The sequence below is a fragment of the Emticicia sp. C21 genome (genome assembly GCF_003418935.1).
Classification (GTDB): Bacteria; Bacteroidota; Bacteroidia; order Cytophagales; family Spirosomataceae; genus Emticicia.
The window spans coordinates 35,384-55,039 of sequence record NZ_QVMT01000002.1; the positions used below are offsets into that span (position 1 = coordinate 35,384).

The window sequence follows — 19,656 nt, forward strand, 5'->3', positions numbered from 1 at the left end:
GTTCGCATCTTTTATTTTATTATGCCTGATTCTCTTAGTAATTCAATAAATTGAGGAGATAAATCAGTTAAAGAGTTTACATCTATTTCGTTATTTCTTTCCTCCACTTCCTCACCAACTTTTTCTTCAATAAACAAGGTTTGTAAAAATTCGTAAAAACTATTTGCCATTAAAATGTATTCTTTCCCTACTTTGCTTTCATGAAACCAATAGTAAATTTTCCCAAACTCTTTCTTCTTTAAACTAATTCCAATCAAATCACCACTTGTGCCTTCACAAAAGGGAAGGAATTTTCTTGATAATTGATCTTTATAATCAGTATACAGATGTAGTATTGTATTTGTATTACCTGATATAGAAACAAAATAATTAACAGGAACCCAACCATTTGTATGTCCTATTCGATTATCTTTAATTCCTTTGGCTGCAATACCATTCCTAAAACTAAAAGCACCAAATGCTTTAGAGAATATCACTAATTCTTGAGGTATATCTGCTTTAAAGTAATTTGATAGTATCTCTTTACTACAAACAATTGTTTTATCAAACATACCTTGCGGATATTCTTTTCGCTCCCCAAGTACATTAACTAGTGAAATAATTTTTTCTTCCATTTACTTTATTAGAATAGGAAATGTTATAAGACAATATAGCAGTAATTTTTTAAATTCAATTACAAAAAAATCCCTGCTAAACAAATAACAGGGATTTTTCTATATTCTATTTCAATCAGCTTATGCCATCGCAAAAGCACCTTTGCTTTCGTAACGTTTACGCTCGTTTTCGTCAAGGTAAATTTTACGCATACGAATCGACTTAGGCGTGATTTCTAAGTATTCATCTTTCTGGATATACTCCATGGCATCTTCTAAAGAGAAGTTGATTTTCGGAGCAATACGAACGTTATCATCAGAACCAGAAGCACGCATATTGGTTAACTTCTTCGCTGTTTGCAGGTTAATCACCAAGTCGTTCTGACGGTTGTGCTCACCTACTACCATGCCCATATAAATATCTTCGTTCGGGTCGATAAAGAATACGCCTCTATCCTGCAATTTATCGATTGAATAAGGAGTCGCAGGACCATTGCCCATCGAAATCAACGAACCGTTGATACGGCCGGGAATAGCACCTTTGAATGGCTCGTATGCCTTGAAGCGGTGATTCATGATAGCCTCACCATAAGTAGCTGTCAAAACATTTGAACGTAAACCAATCAAACCACGAGATGGGATATTGAACTCAAGGTGTTGTAAATCGCCTTTTGGTTCCATAATCAATAACTCACCTTTACGTTGTGTTACTAATTCGATTACTTTACCTGCAGTTTCTTCCGGTACGTCTACTACTAAAGTTTCAACCGGCTCTAATCTTTCACCGTTTTCGCCTTCTTTGTATAATACCTGTGGTTGGCCTACCTGTAACTCATATCCTTCACGACGCATCGTTTCAATCAATACAGACAAGTGAAGAATACCACGACCGAACACCACGAATTTATCTTCTGTTTCGCCTGTTTCTACACGTAGAGCAAGGTTTTTCTCAGTTTCTTTCATCAAACGGTCACGTAAGTGGCGCGAAGTAACGAATTTACCTTCTTTACCGAAGAACGGAGAGTTATTGATGGTAAACAACATATTCATGGTTGGCTCATCAATAGAAATACGTGGTAATGCTTCCGGATTTTCAGCATCAGCGATAGTATCACCAATCTCGAAATCTTCAATACCAGTTACGGCACAAATTTCACCAGAACCTACTTCTGTAACTCTTGCTTTACCCAAACCCTCGAATACGTGTAATTCTTTGATACGCATCTTTTTAGCACTACCATCAGCTTTGAGAAGTGCTACCTGCATACCTTCTTTCAAAACCCCTCTGGCAACACGACCAATAGCGATACGGCCTACGAAAGATGAATAATCTAAAGAAGTAATCTGCATTTGTGCAGTACCATCCACAACCGGAGACGCCGGGATATTTGCCACGATAGCATCCAACAATGGAATGATGTCAGTCGTTGGTTTTTTCCAGTCAGTGCTCATCCAGCCTTGTTTTGATGAACCGTATAAACAAGGGAAATCCAATTGGTCTTCAGTTGCTTCAAGGTTGAACATCAAATCGAAAACCTGCTCATGAACTTCTTCAGGACGACAGTTTTCTTTGTCTACTTTATTTACTACTACAATTGGTTTTAAGCCTAATTGTAAAGCTTTGCCTAATACGAAACGGGTTTGAGGCATTGGTCCCTCAAAAGCATCAACTAAAAGGATAACACCATCCGCAAGTTTTAACACACGCTCTACCTCGCCACCGAAGTCGGCGTGGCCTGGAGTATCTATAATATTGATTTTAACATCATTATAACGTACTGATACGTTTTTTGACACGATGGTGATTCCGCGCTCACGTTCCAAATCGTTGTTGTCAAGAATTAAATCACCGAATTCCTGATTCTCTCTGAAGATTTTTGAAGCATGAATAATTTTGTCAACCAACGTTGTTTTACCATGGTCAACGTGGGCAATAATGGCAATGTTTCTAATGTTTTGCATTGAAGTCTAACTGTTATCGTAATGCGTCAATCTTTACCCCAACGCATCACGGATAAACGACTAACGAACTACACCTTTTTAAAATAAACTGCAAAATTAGAAAAATACAATGAGAAATCCTCATTTTTCTATAATATTCCTATGATTATTAAATTGTTAATAAGAATAGTACAAAAAATGGAGTGTTTTGCAGAAGAACTTATTTAAAGAAAGTATATACGAAAGTCTTGGAAAAGTATAAATTTATTGATGAATGATAAGTATAATCAAAAGCAATAAAGTATTATTCAATAGATACTTTATTATAAAATATTTGCCGTTCTCCAGAGATTAAAATTCGTTCAGAATAATTACCTTTGATTCTATGGTGTTAGAGACGTTTCCTGACCTATCCTTAATCATAACCTGATATTTCAGAGAATCTTTTTTAGGGGTGAAATCCTGGAAGTATACAAACGAATAATCAAGTGTGCCTTCAATCGGGCCTTTTTTATTGTCTACCTTTAAACGCGGGAAGAATCCGGAATAAGTTACTTCAGGAATCACTTCCTGAAAAACGCCTTTTTTCTGGCGGAAGATACGTACCACATAATTGAAATCTTGTTGGGCTACAGCTGCCTTTTTTTCTTCTTCATTTAGCCCCAGGTCTCCATCACCATCCTGAAACTTGATAGTGAGTATAACTGAGTCTTTCTTTGAGCCTGAAAATTGGTCTAATCTGATTTCTTTACGTAAATCTTTGAACTCAATATAGGGTTTTACATCAAAAGATACCTCTTTGTAACAACCTGTTACTAAAGCCACTACACTAAAAACAACCAATACTGAAACCTTTTTCATTTCTTATCTGTAATTTTATAAGCAATTTAGTATAAAAAAGATAGTCTAGCGTTCGAAACCACAAATTATTTGTTGCTACTTCCTAAACTATTAATTAATTTTTTACATGGATATTCGTGACGAACTAAAATCGGCGGTGTTGCAAATCAGTGATCATTCTCAAAATCCACATACTTTTGAAGAATTGGCTTTAGAAATCTTCCGTTTCCAGGCATCTAATAATCCTGTTTACAAAGAATATTTAGGTTTTTTGAGAGTGAATCCTCAAAAAATTGACCGTTTAGAGAAAATTCCTTTCCTGCCCATCCAGTTTTTCAAGTATCACAAAATTATTACCGACTATGCCCCTACGCAAATGATTTTTGAAAGTAGCGGCACTACCCAGCAAAATACCAGTAAGCATTATGTGAGCGATTTGCCATTTTACGAGCACATCAGTCAGAAAATTTTTGAGCAGTTTTATGGCCCAATTACCGACTATCACATATTGGCACTACTACCTTCGTATCTTGAACGAAATAATTCGTCGTTGGTGTATATGGTACAGAGTTTTATTTATCGCTCTTACTCCCGTGAGTCAGGATTCTACCTTAATAATACGGCAGAACTGCTTGAAAAGTTACACCAACTCTCAGAAAACTCTCAATCAACCCGAAAAGTTTTGCTAATAGGTGTAACTTTTGCACTACTGGATTTAGTTGAAAGTGGATATGATTTAACTTTTCTTGAAAACTTCAAAGATAGACTCGTAGTTATGGAAACAGGGGGGATGAAAGGCCGACGCAAAGAGTTATTGAGAGAAGAAGTGCATGAAATACTAACAAGCCATTTGCCCATACAACAAGTACACTCAGAATATGGCATGACCGAACTGCTTTCGCAAGGCTACTCTAAAGGTGAGGGGGTATTTGAATTGCCTAATACAATGAAAATCTTATTGAGAGAAATCAATGACCCTTTTAAAATCATTTCATCACAATTCCGCTCTGATATTGTAAAAGAAACGACCATTCGTGGAGGTATTAATGTGATAGACCTGGCCAATATAGATTCATGTAGTTTTATTGAAACGCAGGATTTAGGCGCATATCAGGTAAATAACCAGCAATTCAGCGTTATCGGGCGATTCGATAACTCGGATATAAGAGGATGTAATTTATTGGTAATCTAATTCAGATATTTATTCAAAGTGCGCAATACCGGAGGGAGGTAGCTTGTACCAAAAATATTGACATGCACCATCAGCGGATAAATATTATAAATGGCTATCCTTTCATCGAAACGGGGTTGTAATGGGAAACTCTCGTGGTAAGCTTCATAGAATCGGTTATCAAAACCACCAAAAAGAGTAGTAAAAGCCATCTCCATTTCGCGGTTTCCATAATAGACGGCAGGGTCAATCAGACAAGGATCACCCTTATCATCAGTAATGACATTGCCTGACCATAAATCTCCATGTATTAAAGAAGGGGCTTCACTAGGCAATAACGTTGGCAGTACCTTGTAAAAGTGCTGGAATTTATCGTATAAATCTTTACTGATTAAGTCGTTATAATAAGCCAGACCAGCCTGAATATTAAGCCGTTTTTCAATAAAAAAGCTCAGCCAGTCAGTGTAAGGCTCATTAAATTGTTGCAGAGAACCGATATAGTTATCGAAGTGCAGACCAAACGAATCGTTAGTATGTCGGTGAAGCTTCGCCAGATTTTGACCTAATTTTTCCCAATAATCAAAATTAGGCTTGGCGTATTCAATATTTTCTAAAATCAGATAATCCTGTCCGTCTCTTCTTCCCCAATTCAACACTTCCGGAATCCGCAGTACATTTGCCTCCCGTAGCAAGTTCAGGCCTTTCGCTTCAGTTTCAAACATCCCCTCTTGGTTTCTGGTATTATACTTAATAAAGTACTTTCCTTCATTGGTATGTACCTGCACTGTTACATTAATGCTTCCGCCTTGAAGCAAACGATATTCTGTCACTTGAACGTCTCGTCCTAGGGTCTCAAAAAAGACACCCTCAAAGAATTGAAATTGATCTTCTGCCGTTTGCATAAACCTGACCTCCCAATGAAATTTGTAAACGTATATCTAAAACTGCTCAGGTGCCTCTACTGTTTAAATATGCGCTTGTTTCAATACGATTAGCAAAATAAAAACTTTCTCAGTAAATTTTCCGAACTTTGTCTTAGAAATAATAAGAGTGGTTCAGATTGGATACAAAGGAAAGCTTTGTAAAAAACATTAACGCAAGTACAACGAATTTTATTCTCGAATTAAAATATTCCTGATAATACATGAAAAGAAATTTAGCTATTTTAGGCTCAACGGGTTCAATAGGTACGCAGGCATTAGAGGTAGTGGCCGCAAATCCGGATATTTTTACAGTAGAAGTACTTACAGCCCAGAATAATGCCGATTTGTTGATTGATCAAGCAGCAAAATTCCGTCCTAACGTAGTAGTTATTTCAAACGAAGCCTTATACGATAAAGTTTTTTCTGCCCTCGACCCATTGGATATTAAAGTATATGCAGGAGAGAAATCACTTTCTTCGGTAGTACAGATGGAATCGGTAAATATGGTGCTAACAGCTTTAGTTGGATATGCAGGCTTGATTCCGACCATTGCAGCTATAAAAGCAGGTAAACATATTGCCTTAGCTAACAAAGAAACTCTGGTAGTAGCTGGTGAATTAGTAACCGATCTGGCACAAAAAAACAGAGTAGATATTCTTCCGGTAGATTCTGAACATTCAGCTATTTTTCAGTGTCTGGTAGGGGAATTTCATAATCCTATAGAGAAAATTATCCTGACAGCGTCAGGAGGACCATTTTTAGGTAAAGACCGCGACTTTCTGAAAAGTGTAACCAAGCTGCAGGCATTGAAACACCCCAATTGGAGTATGGGCGCCAAAATTACAATAGATTCTGCTTCATTGATGAATAAGGGTTTAGAGGTAATAGAAGCCAAATGGCTATTTGGCCTTACACCCGAACAGATAGAAGTGGTAGTACACCCACAAAGTATCATCCACTCAATGGTGCAGTTTGAAGATGGCAGTATGAAAGCCCAGATGGGTTTGCCAGATATGCGTGTGCCGATTCAGTTTGCTTTAAGTTATCCTGCCCGTTTAAAATCTGACTTTCCAAGATTTGATTTCAGTAAATATCCGTCATTGACTTTCCAGAAACCAGATGTACAAACCTTCAGGAATTTAGGTTTTGCATTTGAGGCACTCAGCCAAGGGGGGAATATGGCATGTATTGTTAATGCTGCTAATGAAATAGCGGTTGCTTCTTTTCTACGCGATGAAATTGGTTTCCTGGAAATGTCTGATCTGATTGAAGATTGTATGCATCGGGTAAGTTTTGTGAAGACGCCTACCTTAGAAGACTATATAAAAACTGACGAGGAGGCACGCCGTATAGCCATGGAATTTTCTTTTTAGAAGTTCATACAATAACTCTTACCATTCGTTGGAAATTTACTACCATTCGTTGGAAGTATTACACCATTCTTTCCTAAATTTTTGGATACTATCTGAAGAATATTTTACTTAGGTGAATGATATAAACGCTTATAAAATCATTCATTATGAATGCCATCATCATAGAAGACGAAAAACTGGTTGCCCGCGAATTAACTTATAAAATAGCAGAGATAGACGAGAATGTAAAGATTCTGGAGGTGCTTCCGAGTGTGAAAACTGCCCTTAGATGGCTGGGTGAAAATGCTGAACCCGATTTGGTTTTTGCTGATATTCAATTGGCCGACGGTGTCAGTTTCGAAATCTTTGATAAGTTTCAGCTTAACTGCCCGATTATATTTACTACTTCGTATAACGAATACGCCATTCGTGCCTTTAAGGTAAATGGCATTGATTATCTGTTGAAACCTGTTGAGCCGGAAGAACTGGCAAAAGCTATCGGAAAGGCCAAAGAATTGAATAAAACCAAAGCTAAAACGCCCCTTGATTTAAATAGCCTGGTAGAAATGTTGCAGGTTGGCAATATGAGTAAGCCTATATATAAAGAGCACTTTTTAGCCAATCACCGAAACTCATGGATACCTGTAAAAGTGAACGATATTGCCTTCTTTTACTATGAAGCAATTATCTATCTCGTAACCAAAACCAACGAGAAGTATACACTCGATATGAGCTCAATGGACGAACTGGAAGAACTGATTGATCCCACAAAGTTTTATAGAGTTAATCGGCAATATATTGTCTGTATTGATGTGATTCAGAGCGTGAGAAGTGTAGAAAACTCCAAGCTGATTGTAAAACTTAAAAACCCACATCAGAATACCGAAATAGACATTAGCCGCCACAAAGCCCCAACCTTCAAAAAATGGCTGGAAAAATAACAAAGTATCTGCTCAAAAAAAGCCTTTTTGTCCTATTACTTTGGTTAGGCTTTTGTCATCTGTTAATTGGGCAAGAAAAGCTGAACTATGAGTTTTCTTTTCTGAAAGAAGAAGATGGGCTCTCAAATAACCACATTGTGAGTATGTTGAGAGATCGGGATGGTTTTTTATGGATAGCCACAATAGATGGACTTAACCGATATGATGGCAGTCATTTTACTGTTTTTAAGGCTGATTATAAGGGTTCCACTACTTTAGCTAACAATGCAGTTCATGGTTTATGTGAGGATAAAGACGGAAATATATGGGCTACAACCGATGATGGAATATGTTATTACAATAAAAAAACTAATAAATTTCAGAGTTATAAAGAGTTAAACGGACAGAAATTTGCCCGTTGTTATTTTATTATTTGTGATAAAAAGGGGGATATCTGGTTTGCAGGTGATATGGGGTTATATCATCTTGCAAAAAAAACACAAAAAATAACCAGCTTATTCAGGAATTCCGGCCCTGTCAATTCAATCAGTGACGACGATATCTACAGTATAAAAGAATATCCACAAGAAAACATGATATGGATTGCTACGGTTAGAGGAGTGAATTATATTGATATCAATACCAAAAAGTTTTATAACTCTACAAATAATCCGGCAAAATTTTCATTCCTGAATACTAATGTAATAAATACGCTTACAATTAATAATAACCATTTAATTTTTGCTGACGAGATACGTCTAAAAATAGTAGTAGTAAACTTATTAAATAAAAAGGTAGTAGCAGAATATAATTGGCCAGGAAAAAAAAGTTTGAAAGTAAACCACATATTTGTTGACAAAGACCATAACTATTGGATAAGTTTTCAGGATCACGATTTGTTTTTTATAGATTCCAAAACAAAAGAAATTAAAGAAGTTGACTATAATCCTGCAAGAAAACGAGAGTTTACAAATGTTCAATTTAAAGATTTATACCATAATAGTGATGGCATGCTACTATTTGGCACTTCACAAGGGCTAGCCTATCTTGAACCTGATGACCTCTTATATAAAATATATAACTTAAACGATATTGTAGATAATAAAGAACCTGCCGAAAGCTTTAGTGCGTTTGCAGAATCGGCCGATAAAACCTGGTGGTTGGGTAACTGGACACGTAAACTGATACATTTTAATCCTCATGCTAATACACATGAGACTTTTCAGCTACCTCCTGAATATAGTAATAATCATAAATACATTCATACCATTTGCGAAACAAAAGAAACCGTGTATGCTGCTACTCACGGAGGAATCTTCTGGCTAAATAAGAAAACTAAGCAACTAGCGAAATTAAAAGTACCTGCCAAAATAGTTGCCGATTCAGTGTTTGTAATGACAATGGTATTAAATAAAGATGTCTTGTGGATAAGGACAAGCACTACAATGGTATTTGCTTATCATATTTCGAACCAAAAATGGGAAGAGTTTTTTTTACTAAGTTATTTGCCAAAGAACTTCTATACTACCCGCATGTTTTTGGAATTTGATAAACATGGAGATTTATGGGCTAATTTATATCCGAGAGGATTTGCAAAGCTTTCGAAAAGAGAACACAAATTTATTAAGCGAGAAGCTGCTCTTAAAGAAGACTTTGAAAAATGGTTATTCCAGTTCAGAGCTGATTCCGCCAATCATTTCTGGTATCCTACTATGGGATACGGATTAGTGAAATATGATATGGAAAAAGGCACTATACAAAACTGGCGTGAGAGTGATGGGCTGATGTTTGATCACTGTATGGCTGTTTGTCCCGATAAATTTGGTAATATATGGGTTGGCTCTTTTCATAAATTTTCAATTTTTAACCCTGAAAAAAACTATTTTCAGAATTTCCGTATACCTTATAACGAAGAAACCAATCAATACAGAAGTTATATGTTTCCATTGAGTAATCAACATATTCTGGCGTTACAAAAAAATGTATTAATTGAGTTTATACCTGAGAATATTTCAATCAACACCAGTAGCAATAATACTTTATTGATTAATAGTGTACAGCTCGCAGATACAACTCTTTTACTAAGCAATCAATTAAAGAGTATTAATTTAGGTGTAGACGACAACAACTTCAGTATCAGTTATGCTGTTCTTTCACCTGCTCAGGAGCAATACAGATATTATTACCAGTTAGAGGGCTTTGATGATACATGGGTTGAAGCAGGTTCAAAGACAGTGGCTAACTATACAAGAATACCCGGAGGAAATTATACTTTCAGAGTAAAAGCAGTTGCAGGCAATGTAGAAATTATGAGTAGTGATTTTCCGGTTCACATAGCTACTCATTTTTATAAAACTTATTGGTTCCTGGCTACAGTATTACTATTAATAGCTGCTATTGTTTATTTCGTGTATAGATATAGAGTTAAGCAGTCAAATGAAGTGCATCGCTTACAAGCGCAGACATCCAGACTTGAAAAAGACAAAACCGAGATTCAATACCAGAACCTTATCAATCACCTTAATCCACACTTTCTGTTTAATAGCCTTACCTCGCTTAACAGCCTGATTCTGACAGAGCCGAAGCAAGCCTCTAAGTTTTTGCAGAAACTATCCCTGATATACCGTTACATTTTACAGAATAAGGAAAAAGAATCGGTTACTCTGGAGCATGAGATTAATTTCGTGAAAAACTATATCGATCTACAGAATTCACGTTTTGAAGACGGCTTAGTGATTAATATGGATATTCCGAAAGAATATCTGAGCGATGGTATTGTGCCGGTTACGTTACAGAATCTCTTTGAAAATGCCATTAAGCATAATACTATTGAGGACGAAAAACCTTTGGTTATTTCTGTCTATGTAGAAGATGAATGCCTGATAGTTGAAAATAATATCCAGAAAAAAGCCTATGTTGAAACCTCTAATAAGCAAGGGCTCGAAAGTCTGAAAAAACTCTATTATTATTTAACTTCCGAGCCCGTTGAGATTATCGAAACAGATAAAGTATTTAAGGTAAAAGTACCTCTACTTTAAAGTATCTATTAAGCGTTTACTTCCTGACTCATTTCTTTCATGGCTCCCGAAAGAAGCGTATAGCAGGCTATCCAGGCCTCTTTGGTTTCCTCTGTCCAGTTTTTGCCTAAGCCTTGTTCCAGAGTCCATAAGAGAGCTTCGCCAACTTTTTCATAATGATAATCTTCTACACCGTATTTTACATGACGTTGCGAAAGTTTAGCAACATCATCAAGAATAGTATCTGGCTTATCTAATTTGCTGATGATATAAGAGAGCATCGAGACCAGTTTACGTGATTGCTCAGGAATATCGGCATTTCTAAACATAGGCTTTAATTCGGGCGCTATTTCGAATAGACGATTATAAAAAAGGCTACCAACGGTTTCAGCAGGGATTTTAGCAACTAAACTAAAACTTTCTTTGACGAGTGAAATCTGATTTGTTTTCATGTAAGTATAACTGTTTATAATAAATGTATTTTTTGTAATTCCTGCCAATTAGCAGTTTCATTATCAATTAGTTTTTATGGCGTTATATTGACTTGTTGGTCAAAAGTAGATAGACTGTATAAACCCGACAAAAATTTCAGATTGAGTAGTCTTTATTTAGAATTGAATGGCATAAAAACGATTGCTATTAGTAGATATAACAATCAGAGGCAGATATACAATTACTAATTAATTTCTAAAAGCAATATCATGAATAACATAAGAAATGGGTTGACATATGCTTGAGTACAATAAGAGCTTATATCTTTTACGGAAAAACCATTAAAATGTATTTTGCTACTAGTTAGTACTCTCTTTCTGCCTTTCATTGCTTTATTTTTTTTCTGAATACTATATCTGTTAAACTTTACTTTCTTACAGAAAAAATATTCACAAAAAATTAAAATGATGGTAAAGCACACATGTACAAACTTTTTAAAAAAAATGAAGACTCTCAATTTGGCACTTATAATGGTGTTAATTTCTTTGACTTGCTTTTCTCAGATAAAGAAAGTCCTGATTGTAGCAACGAATATAGATTCAGTAGGAACCCATAAAAGTGGAACCTATTTAATGGAAATAGCTTATCCATTTCAATACTTTATTGATAAAGGATTTGAAGTTGATATTCTGACACCAAAAGGAGGCAAAACCTCATTGTACGATAATGGTAAAGTAGCCGAAGATTTAGCAAAAATTCAGAAGAATGAACTATTTATAAAAAAAACAAATAATTCACTTTCTCCTGTTGAAGTAAAGTGGGCTGATTATTCGGCGGTTTTTTATCCAGGCGGACATGGACAATACTTTGATGTTATGTATGATGAACGTATTGCACTCATAACTTCAAAAATCTATGAAAAAGGGGGGATAGTTGGTACAGCAGGGCATGGAATAGCATCGTTAGTAAACGTGCAACTTAGTAATTGCCAATACCTTGTGCAGAATAAAAGAATCACCTGTTTTCCACATTGGGCAGAACTAAGATTTATGAATATATCGAACTATGGTAAATTATTACCCTTTGATATGGAAGTAGTTTTAGCACGAAGAGGAGCAAACCTAATTGTGTGCACGCCTGAAAACAGACCTGATAAAAACTATACTCATATTGTTGATGCTACAAATAGAATAGTAACTGGAGCTTTTGCTGTCTCTGCTCAATGGGTAGCAGAAGAAGTAGTTAAATTGATAAAATAAGGTAAAATCTTATAAAAGTATTCTTTTGGCTAAAAGGGTCAAGATTTAATAAAGTGAGGTTTAGCATACCTCACTTTTACTTTTTATTAGTGTATACAGTTATGAAAAAATAGCTTTTCAGTCCACCAATCGCTTGGAAAACCCATAAACTGTGTATTCATTCATAATTTAAAAGATAGCTGGCAAAACCATTAAAACCATTTTTTCTACAATCCAATAGTATTTTACTGCACTTCAACTTCTTATATTTTTTTTCGAATCGGTATTGCTACAACTTTGTATCGTCAAAACGGACAAACAACAGCATAGTCATAGAAAACTAAAATCATTAAATGAAAAAGCAATTATTAATCATCGCTATTATTCTATTCAGTTTGCAAGCTTATGCAGACGATAAAAAAATTGAGTACAGAAGCAGTAATCTAAATATTGCTATGTATGAGTACGAGCACGTAAATTCTTTGAAGCTGAGCCTGAATATCTTGAAAGACAGAGGGCAAAAAGCAAAAGTAAAATTGATGGACGCCGAGGGTAGAACTCTTCACGAAGAGGTAATAGGCAGAAAGCTAACCTCTATAAATGTCCGCCTTGATTTGTCTACAGCGCCAGCAGGTACATACTACGTTGAACTAACAAGTGGCGATAGAATTATTACCAAAGAAGTGAAGCGTGATCAACATTCATTAAGTTATTAATTAGTAGGGTTTTTCTCATGAGTTTAGGGGTTAGAACAAAAGCTCTTCCATATTGGTAGGGCTTTTTTTATACCATTTCAACTCATATCAAACACAAACAAGCACATGAAAATCTCGGTCATAATTATTACTATTCTTGCTATAGCAAGTATCATTATATTTAACTCATTTCGTACCAGAGTTTCTTCCACCATTAAAAATGTGGCACATGGCCCGTTTACCATTCAGATGGAAAAATTTTCGACAAGAAGCTATAATATGAATTATGGAATGGTAACCAATGTGAGTATCAAATATTCAGTTTTATATAAAGGAAACCAGGTGCAATTCTCCAAAAACTTACAAAACAATACAGGTTATTCGCATATATGGCGGGTATATATTCTGGCTGACGCGCCTACACCAACCCTGATTGCTGGTAGCCAAAGCCTTTATTTAATCAGAGAAGAGAATGGTAGTGTTGTAGTAAAACCATTAGATGAACAAGGCTACGATTTTGCAAGCCTGCAGTTTTTAGACCCTGACAAAGGTCAACCTGCTAAGTCATTCAAAGTTTTTATGGCTAATGACCAGGACGGAGATGGCAAAGTAGACAGTTTAAAAGGTGGAGATTACTTGCTGGTGAATCAGCATACGGTATTACACATACCCACTTTGAAGAAGTATGTGATGAACAAGAATAATAATCTGGTTGATAATTACAGTTTTTATAATGATGCCGGAGCCATAGCTTTTTCGCCAGATAAAAAATGGATAGCTTTTACAGGAGACTTCGCTACCTATAATACCAATGATGAACCAAAATATGAGAATGCCATAGTGGTATATAATTATGAAAGGGATAAGGGCTATACTGTGCCATTCAGCAAAATCAATACGCGTCTGAAAAACCAATTCTATATTAATAGAACCTGGTTTGAAACTTATTTTGAGTGGATTGAGCAAAATGGGGTATATACCCTTCAACTAAAAAAGCTGACAAAGCAACCATATTGGCAGGGAGCCTATGAAGATGAGGGCAAAGTATATGAGATTAATTACGCAAAACCTGAGATTCAAAAAACATTGATAGATTTTATACTAAAGCGCTATAATCTATCAGCAGATACCATTAAGCCGGGAGATGAATATAGTACTGACGAACTGAATATAATGGTAAACGGGTTGAAACTGGCTGTTTGGTATAGAAAAGATGACAGACAACTAATATTTATGAAAAATATATATGCGCCAGAATCAGAAGCCTATATACCGATGATTCATGAAATAGGAGATGCATTTAATAAAGCCTTAAGCGAAGGCAAGTATCAGAATCACTTTATTGAAGACTAAAACAAAGGTTCATAGAAATACTTTTTTAACAGAAAAATGTAAAAACAACCATGAAAACTAAAATTGCCATTTTATTACTAAGCATAGTCTTAAAAGCCTGCATAAAAAACGAAAAGGTTTCTGCTGATAAAAAAGTTGAAGCACAAGAAACAACATCCGAAATTCTTAAGCCACTGACGAAAATCACCTACCCAGAAGACGAACTAGCGCAAAAGAATTTCGTGTATGATGCTACGGGAAATCTGATAAAGTTTAATAGTATCTCCGATACGGCTTTCTATACCTTTACAAAAGACCTTATTAAAAGAAAGTGGGTAAACGATAAAGGCGCGGTAATCTCAGAACAGGCGTATGCTTTGGATAAAAATGGGAGAATAGTGGCCTCAACTTATACAGAAAGCGCCATTGGGAAAATCTATGAAACTACTTATACCTACAATGCTCAAGGCTTTCTGGTAAAGGTTCTTACGAAGAATTTCGTTACCAATAAAGACAATATCACCGAGCATATCTATCAGGCTGAGAATCTGGTTCGTACCCGGTACTTAATCGGAGATAAGCTAGATATGGAGGTTTCATATCAGTACGATACTACCAAAGAGAATAAAATTGCATTGAATGTCTTTACAAGTGTTGATGAGTTTTTTACCAATAAACAACTAGGTAAAGTAAGTAAAAATGTAATGATTCAATCGCTAAGCAGAAGCGTTCAGGGTGATACGATGAGTTATCTGAAATACAGAAATGAATTTGATAAGGATGGTTATTTAGTAAAAACCACTGAACAGGATATAATGAATGAAATAAGTGTTGAAAAACTTTATCATTATAAAACTAAATAAGCTTTTATGAAATCGTTAAGATACTTGCTTGGGCCGGAATTTATCTGGTTCATATCCGCTGTAGGAATAAAATATTTCGGGAAGTATAATATAAGCATTCAGGGCAAATACAACGACACCCTGGAAAGTATGGCTTATTGGTTGCCTTTGCTTATGGTAGCAGCTTGCATGAGTATATACTATATTCCTGTGGCTCCTAAGGGCTATCTTCTCTTACGAATTATTGTTGCTTCAATTATAGGTAGTCATTTTGTATTTGCTTATTGTGCCGCTTCTCATACAGTTGGTGGGCCTGGGGTAGGCGCATTATATATTATGGGTATAAGTTTTACTATAGCAGTACTATTTGTAGCCAGTTTAGTTAAACTCTTTTTCTTAGCACTCAAATGATCAAAAATAATTTCTATCTCGTATTCTTCGGAATCTTCTCGCTTGTGGCAACTATTATGGGTATAGTGGCTTATATCAATTATAAAAACGCGCATAAACTTCTGCATGAGGGCGTAAAGACAACAGCAATAGTTGAGGGTAGCTTTACAGATAATAAAGGACATACCCGTTATAAGCTCGTGTATTTTGATAAGCGGCAGAATCCACACATTTATTGGCTGGAAAAACAAAGCTGGACAGACGCATTGAATTATGGCGAAAAAGTGCCTATTTATTATTCACCTGATAATCCTGATAAATCAACCACTGGTGGAATGGATGCCTGGTTTGTGGCCATTCTTCTGGGTTCATTTTTTGTAGTGTTTGGGTTGATAGGGTATATCGGTTTAGGTAAAGAATTACTTTCGCTCAATCAAAAGAAATATCTGCGTGAGTGGGGGATTACCGTTACGGCTCATGTAGATGATGTATATAAGAACTATAGTGTGAGTGTTAATAACGAATGCCCTTATATTATCCGTAGCACTTATAAATCGCCTGTTGATAATAAGGTGTATATCTTCCATAGCGACAATATCTGGTTTAATCCGACACCTTATCTGAAAGACAGCATTGTGGTAAAAGTGAACCCGAATGACTATACAGAATATGTAGTGGAAACTAACTTTCTGGTGCCCTGAAACCATTCAGTTTTAATTTCCTACCTTTCAGTAACCGTTTTCGCGTATTCAGCCGCATATATTTTAGAAACTCCTGATTATCAGTCAATTTTGTGTCATAATATTAACAACTACAGACATGGAAACTAAAATCAGAAAACCTCACAGAACACACACCAAGCTTCTTTTCAAAGCCTCAGAAAACATTGTCAGGTTAGAAGCAAATATTAATTATACCACCTTTATTCTGAACGGCGGAAAACAAAAAGTGATGTCTTATACCCTGAAAATGTATGACACTATTCTGCCTCATTCATTTATCAGAGTAAACAGATCTTGCATTGTGAATGTCAACTTCATTGCCAATCTTAATTTCGACCATAAGACTGTGGTTTTGAAAGATGGTACAGAGATTCTTATCTCTCGCAGAAGACTGGAAGCCGTGCGTCAGAATACGCTTGCAGTAGCTTAATTGGAGCTTTAGAAGGCTATCTCTCACAGTTTTATAGTTAAACCCAGAAAAGTTGAGTATCTTTGCAGTAAATTATAAAGATATGAAACAGCCTTTTTATGTTCTTTACGAAGACAATCACATCATTATTGTCAATAAAGCAGCAGGAGTTTTAGTACAAGGCGATGCTACAGGAGATAAGACTTTATCAGACTACGTAAAAGACTACATCAAAGTAAAATATAATAAACCGGGCGATGTATTTTTAGGAACAGTGCATCGCCTCGACCGTCCCGTGAGCGGTATAGTTGTTTTTGCCCGTACTTCAAAAGCACTTGAACGGATGAATGAACTTTTCCGTAGAAGAGACGTTCAGAAAACCTATTGGGCAGTAGTAGGTAAAAAGCCTGAGAAGAAAAGTGGTAAACTAACCCACTGGCTAGTTAAAAACGAAGAGAAGAACACGGTTAAAGCCTTTGACACAGAAGTAAAAGGCTCACAAAAAGCCGAATTAAATTACCGCTATATCGGCGAAATCAATCACTACCATTTACTGGAAGTAAACCCTGTCACCGGCCGTCCTCATCAAATAAGGGTGCAGTTGGCTAGTATGGGTTGTCCTATCAGAGGTGATGTGAAATATGGCTATCCAAGACTTAATCCTGAGGGTAATATTAATCTTCATGCCCGCCGTTTGTATTTTATTCATCCGGTTAAGAAAGAGCCTATTCTAGTTAAAGCTCCACTTCCTGAAAACCCTTTCTGGGAAGAATTTCTGGAGCTTGAAACAGAAGAAATTAAAACCGAAAATCTGGATTTCTTGTATTAAGAAGTCCAGATTTTGTGCATAAGTGACGCTTCATTGACAATATTTTCGTAATTTGTTGCCATCAATCAACCCCTTAATTTATTATAAATGAATCGTAGAAACTTTCTTTCAAAGAGTGCTATGGTAGCCGGTGCTTCTGCTTTACCTGTAGGTGCTGCTTTGGCATCAGAAACACAAACAGGTACGCCTAAAGCCACTGCAGCCAATAAGTTCAAACTCTTATATGCGCCTCACTTTGGTATGTTTGAAAACTCTGCCGGAAAAGACCTTGTAGACCAGTTAAAATTCATGGCCGATAATGGTTTTATGGCATTAGAAGATAATGGCATGCTAGGGCGCCCGGTAGATGAGCAGAAAAAGATTGGTGAGACTCTGACTAAATTGAATATGAAAATGGGGGTGTTTGTGATTGACGGTGGAGACAACTGGAAAACCTCATTAGCAACCGGAAAGAAAGAGTTTCTAGAGAATTTTCTTAAAACCTGTCGTACTTCTGTAGAGGTAGCCAAACGTGTGAATGCCAGATGGGCAACAGTAGTGCCGGGTTTCTATGAAAGAAGATTACCGATTGGTATCCAGACCGCCAATGTAATAGATGCGCTACGCCGTGCCTGTGATATATTAGAGCCACATAACCTGACAATGGTATTAGAGCCATTAAGCGATACACCGGATTTATTCTTACGCAATTCAGACCAGACTTTTATGATTTGTAAGGCTGTTAACAGCCCATCGTGCAAGATTCTGTTTGATATGTGGCATATGCAACGCAACGAAGGCCGTATAACACAAAATATGGACTGGTGTTGGGACGAAATCGCTTATTTCCAGATAGGGGATGAGCCGGGCCGTAATGAACCAACTACTGGAGAGGTCAATTACAGAAGCCTATTCAAACATATTCATGATAAGTCCAAGGCAAAAAATCAGGAATTTATCTTAGGTATGGAACATGGAAATGCCTACAAAGGCCTGGAGGGAGAGAAGAAGCTAATTGAAGCCTACAGATGGAGCGATAATTTCTAAAATACTATTCGTATAGTTTAAATAAAAATTAAGGTATCAGATGATTAAACGCTGATACCTTTTTTTGTATTGGTGATAAATAAAGGTCATAAAATAAAAAAGCCTTATCCGTTATTAACGAATAAGACTCTTATAATACCTGATTAAGAATTATTTCTTAGTAGTATCAGCAACAGCTGTAGTATCAGTTGTTACAGTTGTATCAGCTGGAGCCATAACTGAAGTAGCAGTTGTATCTACAGTTGTAGAATCAGCAGAACCTTCAGTTTTAGATGTACAAGCGGCTAGAGAAGCCATACCAGCTACGAATAAGATTGCAAATACTTTTTTCATTTCTTTATGATGTTTTTAAGGTTTGAAACGCACTGCAAATTTAAGTTTATTTTAAGATATGAAGCAAGTGTTTCTTAAATTTTTTTTAAAATCACCTTAAATATGTCTTAAGAAAACAATAATATCTTGATTATGTCCAATTTTAGCGAGGATTACGGGTCTTTATTTTATCATAAATGCCCGTACTTCTGAAAGTAAGAAACTTATGTCCAAAGTAATTAGCCAGGAAGCTAAACCCCATTCCTACAACGTGAGAACCTTTTTCGCGTACAAAGAGAGAGTATTGAGAGAAGTATTTGTTTGCCACGTGGTCGAAAGTAAGAGAGGAGATTCCTACCTGTATGCCCCAGGCTACTAAGGCAATGATTAAAAACTTAACAGATTCGCGGCGGGTATTACCCGATTCTTTGGCAGAAAAAGCAAAAACTTTAGCAGGAATAAAACTCACTACAGTTGCCGTGAGATAACCAGCTGAAACGCTTAGATTAAATGCGGGCTTATCTGCAAAGCCCAAATAGAGAAAAAGAGATTTATAGGGGATTTGTGTGATAAAGTTTGTGCCGGCTCCTAATATAGCAGTAAGAAAAAAAGAAATAAAGCTTCTTAATTCCTTACTTTTTATTTTTTCTAATATTTTTAACAAGATTGTAT

20 protein-coding genes are annotated in these 19,656 nt (G+C 36.1%); 13 read left to right on the forward strand and 7 right to left on the reverse strand.

The window, feature by feature from the left end:
• Positions 1–11: 11 nt before the first annotated feature.
• The 3 genes from D0T08_RS05090 to D0T08_RS05100 form a co-directional block, all read right to left on the reverse strand.
• Positions 12–614, reverse strand: coding sequence for an SMI1/KNR4 family protein (locus D0T08_RS05090; RefSeq protein WP_116981532.1), 603 nt, complete (start codon positions 612–614; stop codon positions 12–14).
• Between the two features lie 120 nt (positions 615–734).
• Positions 735–2,555 (reverse strand): translational GTPase TypA, encoded by a 1,821-nt coding sequence (gene typA / locus D0T08_RS05095; protein ID WP_116981533.1) that lies wholly within the window; start codon positions 2,553–2,555, stop codon positions 735–737.
• A 330-nt stretch (positions 2,556–2,885) separates the two neighbouring features.
• Positions 2,886–3,395: a hypothetical protein gene (locus D0T08_RS05100; RefSeq protein ID WP_116981534.1), complete on the reverse strand. Its 510-nt coding sequence runs from the start codon at positions 3,393–3,395 to the stop codon at positions 2,886–2,888.
• 106 nt (positions 3,396–3,501) lie between these two features.
• Here D0T08_RS05100 and D0T08_RS05105 point away from each other — a divergent pair, with 106 nt between their 5' ends.
• Positions 3,502–4,566, forward strand: a complete 1,065-nt coding sequence (locus D0T08_RS05105; RefSeq protein WP_116981535.1) for an acyl transferase — start codon at positions 3,502–3,504, stop codon at positions 4,564–4,566.
• Here the strand turns inward: D0T08_RS05105 and D0T08_RS05110 are convergent.
• Complete coding sequence (locus D0T08_RS05110) at positions 4,563–5,447, reverse strand: fructosamine kinase family protein (protein WP_116981536.1); 885 nt, start codon at positions 5,445–5,447, stop codon at positions 4,563–4,565. The two genes, D0T08_RS05105 and D0T08_RS05110, sit on opposite strands and share 4 nt — an antisense overlap.
• A gap of 242 nt (positions 5,448–5,689) precedes the next feature.
• On the opposite strand from D0T08_RS05110, the gene D0T08_RS05115 reads away from it, so the two are divergent.
• The 3 genes from D0T08_RS05115 to D0T08_RS05125 all read left to right on the forward strand — a co-directional run bounded on the left by D0T08_RS05115 (position 5,690) and on the right by D0T08_RS05125 (position 10,778).
• Positions 5,690–6,841 carry a 1-deoxy-D-xylulose-5-phosphate reductoisomerase gene (locus D0T08_RS05115; RefSeq protein ID WP_116981537.1) on the forward strand — a complete coding sequence of 384 codons (1,152 nt, stop codon included), beginning with the start codon at positions 5,690–5,692 and terminating at the stop codon, positions 6,839–6,841.
• Positions 6,842–6,987: 146 nt separating this feature from the next.
• A complete protein-coding gene (locus D0T08_RS05120; RefSeq protein WP_116981538.1) occupies positions 6,988–7,761 on the forward strand; it encodes a LytTR family DNA-binding domain-containing protein in 774 nt (257 codons plus the stop codon).
• Positions 7,746–10,778 (forward strand): two-component regulator propeller domain-containing protein, encoded by a 3,033-nt coding sequence (locus tag D0T08_RS05125; protein WP_116981539.1) that lies wholly within the window; start codon positions 7,746–7,748, stop codon positions 10,776–10,778. Before D0T08_RS05120 ends, D0T08_RS05125 begins: the two co-directional genes overlap by 16 nt.
• A gap of 8 nt (positions 10,779–10,786) precedes the next feature.
• Here D0T08_RS05125 and D0T08_RS05130 read toward each other — a convergent pair whose 3' ends face one another.
• Complete coding sequence (locus tag D0T08_RS05130; protein WP_116981540.1) at positions 10,787–11,209, reverse strand: globin family protein; 423 nt, start codon at positions 11,207–11,209, stop codon at positions 10,787–10,789.
• Positions 11,210–11,692: 483 nt separating this feature from the next.
• Between D0T08_RS05130 and D0T08_RS05135 the strand changes: the two genes are divergently transcribed.
• The 9 genes from D0T08_RS05135 to D0T08_RS05175 all read left to right on the forward strand — a co-directional run bounded on the left by D0T08_RS05135 (position 11,693) and on the right by D0T08_RS05175 (position 18,672).
• Positions 11,693–12,448, forward strand: coding sequence for a type 1 glutamine amidotransferase domain-containing protein (locus D0T08_RS05135; protein ID WP_158561197.1), 756 nt, complete (start codon positions 11,693–11,695; stop codon positions 12,446–12,448).
• Positions 12,449–12,780: 332 nt separating this feature from the next.
• Complete coding sequence (locus D0T08_RS05140; protein ID WP_116981542.1) at positions 12,781–13,143, forward strand: T9SS type A sorting domain-containing protein; 363 nt, start codon at positions 12,781–12,783, stop codon at positions 13,141–13,143.
• 105 nt (positions 13,144–13,248) lie between these two features.
• Positions 13,249–14,475, forward strand: coding sequence for a hypothetical protein (locus D0T08_RS05145; protein WP_116981543.1), 1,227 nt, complete (start codon positions 13,249–13,251; stop codon positions 14,473–14,475).
• A gap of 50 nt (positions 14,476–14,525) precedes the next feature.
• Positions 14,526–15,317 carry a DUF4595 domain-containing protein gene (locus D0T08_RS05150; protein ID WP_116981544.1) on the forward strand — a complete coding sequence of 264 codons (792 nt, stop codon included), beginning with the start codon at positions 14,526–14,528 and terminating at the stop codon, positions 15,315–15,317.
• A 6-nt stretch (positions 15,318–15,323) separates the two neighbouring features.
• Positions 15,324–15,707 carry a hypothetical protein gene (locus D0T08_RS05155; protein ID WP_116981545.1) on the forward strand — a complete coding sequence of 128 codons (384 nt, stop codon included), beginning with the start codon at positions 15,324–15,326 and terminating at the stop codon, positions 15,705–15,707.
• Complete coding sequence (locus D0T08_RS05160; RefSeq protein ID WP_116981546.1) at positions 15,704–16,387, forward strand: DUF3592 domain-containing protein; 684 nt, start codon at positions 15,704–15,706, stop codon at positions 16,385–16,387. Before D0T08_RS05155 ends, D0T08_RS05160 begins: the two co-directional genes overlap by 4 nt.
• Before the next feature lie 118 nt (positions 16,388–16,505).
• Positions 16,506–16,838 carry a LytTR family DNA-binding domain-containing protein gene (locus D0T08_RS05165; RefSeq protein WP_116981547.1) on the forward strand — a complete coding sequence of 111 codons (333 nt, stop codon included), beginning with the start codon at positions 16,506–16,508 and terminating at the stop codon, positions 16,836–16,838.
• Between the two features lie 82 nt (positions 16,839–16,920).
• A complete protein-coding gene (locus tag D0T08_RS05170; RefSeq protein ID WP_116981548.1) occupies positions 16,921–17,646 on the forward strand; it encodes an RluA family pseudouridine synthase in 726 nt (241 codons plus the stop codon).
• 87 nt (positions 17,647–17,733) lie between these two features.
• Positions 17,734–18,672 (forward strand): hydroxypyruvate isomerase family protein, encoded by a 939-nt coding sequence (locus tag D0T08_RS05175; RefSeq protein ID WP_116981549.1) that lies wholly within the window; start codon positions 17,734–17,736, stop codon positions 18,670–18,672.
• Between the two features lie 150 nt (positions 18,673–18,822).
• Here the strand turns inward: D0T08_RS05175 and D0T08_RS05180 are convergent, their stop codons facing one another.
• Both D0T08_RS05180 and D0T08_RS05185 read right to left on the reverse strand, forming a co-directional pair.
• On the reverse strand, positions 18,823–18,969 hold the full coding sequence (locus tag D0T08_RS05180; protein WP_229238903.1) for a hypothetical protein: 147 nt from the start codon (positions 18,967–18,969) through the stop codon (positions 18,823–18,825).
• Between the two features lie 178 nt (positions 18,970–19,147).
• A complete protein-coding gene (locus tag D0T08_RS05185; protein WP_310586253.1) occupies positions 19,148–19,648 on the reverse strand; it encodes a GtrA family protein in 501 nt (166 codons plus the stop codon).
• Between the last annotated feature and the right edge of the window lie 8 nt (positions 19,649–19,656).